The sequence below is a fragment of the Iodobacter sp. genome, from assembly GCF_025352645.1.
Lineage (GTDB): Bacteria > Pseudomonadota > Gammaproteobacteria > Burkholderiales > Chitinibacteraceae > Iodobacter.
Genome location: NZ_JANXSO010000132.1, coordinates 1 through 5,036, shown reverse-complemented (window position 1 = coordinate 5,036; position 5,036 = coordinate 1). Strand labels below are relative to the sequence as shown.

The 5,036-nt window shown below is 51.1% G+C and carries 3 protein-coding genes; all 3 read left to right on the top strand.

Annotated elements, in window-relative coordinates:
* Positions 1 to 588: 588 nt before the first annotated feature.
* Complete coding sequence (gene eat / locus Q0R17_RS15265) at positions 589 to 1,974, top strand: ethanolamine permease (protein ID WP_293936313.1); 1,386 nt, start codon at positions 589 to 591, stop codon at positions 1,972 to 1,974.
* Positions 1,975 to 2,045: 71 nt separating this feature from the next.
* Positions 2,046 to 3,428 carry a glutamine synthetase family protein gene (locus tag Q0R17_RS15260; protein ID WP_293936311.1) on the top strand — a complete coding sequence of 461 codons (1,383 nt, stop codon included), beginning with the start codon at positions 2,046 to 2,048 and terminating at the stop codon, positions 3,426 to 3,428.
* A gap of 231 nt (positions 3,429 to 3,659) precedes the next feature.
* Positions 3,660 to 5,036: aldehyde dehydrogenase family protein (locus Q0R17_RS15255; protein WP_293936308.1), on the top strand; the 1,377-nt coding region annotated here is incomplete at its 3' end.

Below are 5,036 nucleotides of genomic sequence, written 5' to 3'. Positions count from 1 at the left end.
GGAACGGTCGAACCGGCTTCGGCTTGCTTTAAAATCGCCATAATCTGGCTATCTGAATAACGTGCTGCTTTCATGTAGAGCTCCTCAAAGACTGCGAGAAAATTCTACTTAGAAATGAGCTGGTTTTGTGGGGGGATTACCCTCCCCTCCGCTTTTTGATTAGCCTTAAAACTAATGCTAGGCAGCGCCATGCTTGCCGAAACCCTGCCTTATTTCTTATATTTAAAGGGTTTTTCAAGCCCTGTGTTTGAGCTTAAAAACGCTTAAAACTCAAATAATGTCTCAATTTAATATTCCCTTTTTTCTGTGAAACGCTGTGTTCTCCACGCCCTCCCGTGGTTGAAGATTTAGGTTCAACTGTGCCTAACTTCTGTTATTAATTTCCTCCGCCTTGAAAGATTATTGTTGCAACGCGCAAAGATAAGTGTAAGCAATAGTAATAAATAAGCTAAAACGATAGTGCTTGTCGTCATAAATTCCCCCGCCATAAACTGACATCACAGCTTTCAGTCGCAGCTTTTAGTTTGTTTTTGGCCGCGATTTAGTTTCTGTATGCGAGTGCTTTCACTTTTTGATAAAGGAAACATCATGGCAGAGCAAGTTAAACGGGAGTTAAAGCGCTCGCTGAAAACCATCCACCTCTGGGGCATTGCGGTGGGTTTGGTGATTTCGGGCGAGTATTTTGGCTGGAGTTATGGTTGGGATAAGGCGGGCACGCTGGGTTTTATGATCACCTCCCTGATCATTGCGGCCATGTATACCACTTTTATTTTTAGCTATACCGAGCTAACCACCTCGATTCCCCATGCAGGCGGGCCGTTCGCTTATGCAAGGCGCGCCTTTGGCCCCACAGGTGGTTATATCGCTGGCATGGCCACCCTGATCGAATTTGTGTTTGCCCCGCCCGCCATTGCACTGGCGATTGGCGCTTATTTAGGCGTGCAGTTTCCTGGCTTAGACCCAAAACACGCGGCTTTGGGTGCTTATATCGTGTTTATGTTTTTGAATGTGATTGGAGTGACCATTGCGGCAACTTTTGAGCTTTGTGTCACCATCTTGGCAATTTTAGAGCTGATGGTGTTTATGGGCGTGGTGGCGCCAGGCTTTGCATGGAGCAATTTTATGGCCCACGGCTGGTCTGGAGCGGATCATTTTAGTAGTGCATCCATTAGCGGCATGTTTGCAGCTATTCCCTTTGCCATCTGGTTCTTTTTAGCGATTGAAGGCGCGGCCATGGCGGCAGAAGAAGCAGAAGACCCACGTAAAACGATTCCTCGTGCCTATATCAGCGGCATTTTAACGTTGGTGGTGCTGGCCATTGGTGTGATGGTGTTTGCGGGCGGTGTGGGGGATTGGCGTCAGTTGGCTAATATCAACGAGCCTTTACCTAAGGCTATGCAAATGGTGGTTGGGACGAATTCAGGCTGGCTGCATATGCTGGTGTGGATTGGGCTATTTGGGCTGATTGCCTCTTTTCACGGCATTATCATGGGCTATTCACGGCAGATCTATGCGCTAGGGCGGGCGGGTTATTTGCCTAGCGTGCTAGCCAAAGTGAATCAGCGCTTTCAAACCCCACACTGGGCGATTTTGGCGGGTGGTGTGGTGGGTGTGGCGGCCATTTATGCGGATTCGGTGATCCAGCTGCAAGGTATGTCGCTTACCGCCGCGATTATCACCATGTCGGTATTTGGTGCAATCGTGATGTACATCATCTCTATGGCAGCCCTGTTTAAATTACGCCGTAGCGAGCCTGCTTTAGAGCGCCCTTATAGCGTGCCTTTTTACCCGCTCTTTCCTTGTGTGGCGCTGGTTTTAGCTTTGGTTGCTTTAGTTGCAATGATTTATTTTAACCAGACCATTTTCGCCATCTTTATTGGCTTTATGGCTGGCGGCTATGTTTATTTCTTAGCCACCCGCCAGGCAAGAGACGACGCACCGCATGATGAAATGTTGGTGACGGTAGGGGAGTAGATCGATGTAGGGTGGGCTCGTTTCTGTGCCCACGCGCATGCTCAGCACATTTATCGCATTAGGGGATCGTTATGCAAGCTCGTGAAGTGAAAACAATAGAAGATGCAATTGCCGTGGTGGAAGCCAGCGGACTGAGCCATATCAAAGTGGGGATATCTGATATCGATGGCGTGATGCGTGGCAAATATGTATCGAAAGAAAAGTTTTTTTCCATACTCAAAGGCGGTCTTTGTTTTTGCAATGTGGTGATGGGTTGGGATAGCAACGATCAGCTCTATGACAATGTGGAATACACCGGCTGGCACACTGCTTACCCCGATGCTCAGGCGCATATTATTCCCGAAAGCTGCCGTGAGCTGCCGCTAGAAATGGTTGATGGCAAGCCGATGCTGTTTTTCTTGGGCGAATTCAGTGGCGACGCCGAAGCCATTTGCCCGCGCCAGCTTTTAAGCCGCATCGTTAAAAAAGCCGCTGATATGGGGTATCTGGCTTATTCCGCGCTGGAGTACGAATTCTTTGTGTTTAAAGAAACGCCAGAATCAGTGCGGGCTAAAAACTATCAAAACCTTATCCCTTGGACGCCAGGTTATTTTGGATATTCCATTTTGCGCAGCACGGTGCATGCCGATTTTTATCATCAGCTGCTCAAGCTGTGTGAAACCATGGATATGGGCATTGAGGGCCTGCACACCGAAACCGGCCCAGGCGTATTAGAGGCCGCGATTGCCGTGGATGAAGCCAGCCGCGCTGGGGATAAAGCTTTCTTATTTAAAACTTTCTGTAAGGTGCTGGCGCAGCAGAATAATCTGATGGCCACCTTTATGGCCAAATGGTCGGCCGAGCTACCGGGGCAAAGCGGCCATATTCATTTATCTTTAAATGATATTAAAACCGGCAAATCGGTGTTTTATGATCCTACCCAGCCACACAATATGAGCAAAACCCAGCGGCACTTTTTAGCTGGGGTGCAAAGGCTGTTACCTGAATTTATGGCGATGTTTGGTCAGACAGTGAATAGCTATTCACGGCTGGTGCCAGGCTACTGGGCACCACTGGATGCCACATGGGGCCTAGAAAACCGCACCACCGCACTGCGGCTGATCCCCGGATCGGCTAAATCGCAAAGGGTGGAAGTACGCATCGGCTCGGCAGATGCCAATCCCTATATCGCCCTTGCCGCAGCACTTGGCGCAGGCCTCTACGGCATTGAGCATCAGTGGGAGCCAGAAGAAATGGTGGTGGGTAATGCCTATACCCAAACCTTTCCAGATCGCTTACACCTGCCCAATACCCTTGGGGAAGCCGCAAAGCGCCTAAAAGCATCCGAAGCCGCCCAAGCCCTCTTTGGCACGCCCTTTGTGAATCACTTTGTCGCCACGCGCGAATGGGAAGAAAGAGAATTCCGCAAACATGTAACGGATTGGGAATTAAAACGCTATTTTGAAATTATCTGACGCTGAAAAAGGTCTGTGGGCATAGAGGACAGGAATGTAGGGTGGGCGAGTTTTTTGCCCACGCGGGCTGTGCGTGATTCTCCGCGTGGGCACGATAAACCATTGTGCTCACCCTACAAGGGTTTCCTATGAAGATTTTTCTCTGTGTTCTTCGTGTGCTCAGTTTTCTCTGTGTCTACAGATCTTTTTAAAGAATTTTTTTAAAAACCATTCCACCCACCCGGAGTAGCTATGTCTGAACTGATTACGATGAGTCCTATCGATGGTAGCGAAGTGGTGCGGCGTGCTTATGCCGATGAGCACCATATCGCGGCTACTTTACGCCGTGCCAAGATTGCCCAGCGGGATTGGCGGCAGGTTTCTCTGCTGGAGCGTGCGGCGGTGCTGAGCCGAGCGGTGGATGGTTTTACTGCCAATAAGGATGCGATTGCAGAAGCGATTACGCGCCAGATTGGCCGGCCTATTCGCTATACACCCAATGAAGTGCTTGGTTTTGATACTCGGGCGCGGCATATGATGGCGATTGCGCCTGAGGCATTGGCTGATATCCGGCCAACGCCGATCGATGGCTTTAACCGCTTTATCCGCCGCGAAGCGCTGGGCGTGGTGCTGGTGGTGGCACCGTGGAATTACCCGCTGCTGACTGCGGTGAACGCGATTATTCCGGCGCTGATGGCGGGCAATACGGTGATCCTAAAACACTCGGCACAAACCCCGTTGTGCGCCGAGCAAATTCACGCCGCCTTTGTGGCGGCAGGCCTGCCTGCTGGCGTGTTCCAATATTTGCATACCGATCACGCCAGCACGCAAAAGCTGATTCAGGCTAAAGAAATCAAACATGTCTGCTTTACCGGCTCGGTCGCGGGCGGTATCGCCGTGGAGCAGGCGGCGGCGGGGCGTTTTATTGGTGTGGGTTTAGAGCTGGGTGGCAACGATGCGGCGCTGGTGCGCAGCGATGCCGATATTGCGTATGCCGTGGATACGCTGGTTGATGGTGCATTTTTTAACTCTGGGCAAAGCTGCTGCGGCACCCAGCGCATCTATGTGCACCAGTCGGTGTATCAAGATTTTGTCGATCGCGCACTGGCGCTGACCGAGCAATATGTTTTGGGCAATCCGCTGGATGCCACCACCACCCTTGGCCCTGTGGTGCGCGTGGCCGCCGCCAATGCAGTGCGAGTGGTAGAGGCTGATGCACTGGCTAAAGGCGCAAGCCAGATTGTCGATACCCGCCGCTTTACGCTGGATGATGGCAAAGGTGCTTATTTGGCCCCGAGGATTTTTACCGGCGTGAGTCATCAGATGCAGCTCATGGCCGACGAATGCTTCGGCCCTGTGGTGGGCATCATGCCGGTAAAAAACGACGAAGAAGCCATCCAATTGATGAACGACAGCCCATACGGCCTAACCTCTGCCGTATTTAGCCGCGACGAAAACATCGCGCTCAGCCTAGGCGATCAGCTGGAATGCGGTACGTTTTTTATGAACCGTTGCGATTACCTAGACCCCGCTCTACCTTGGACCGGCATCAAACAAACCGGGCGGGGAGCGACTTTATCTACGCTGGGATACGACTACCTGACAAGGCCGAAATCGTTTCATTTGAAG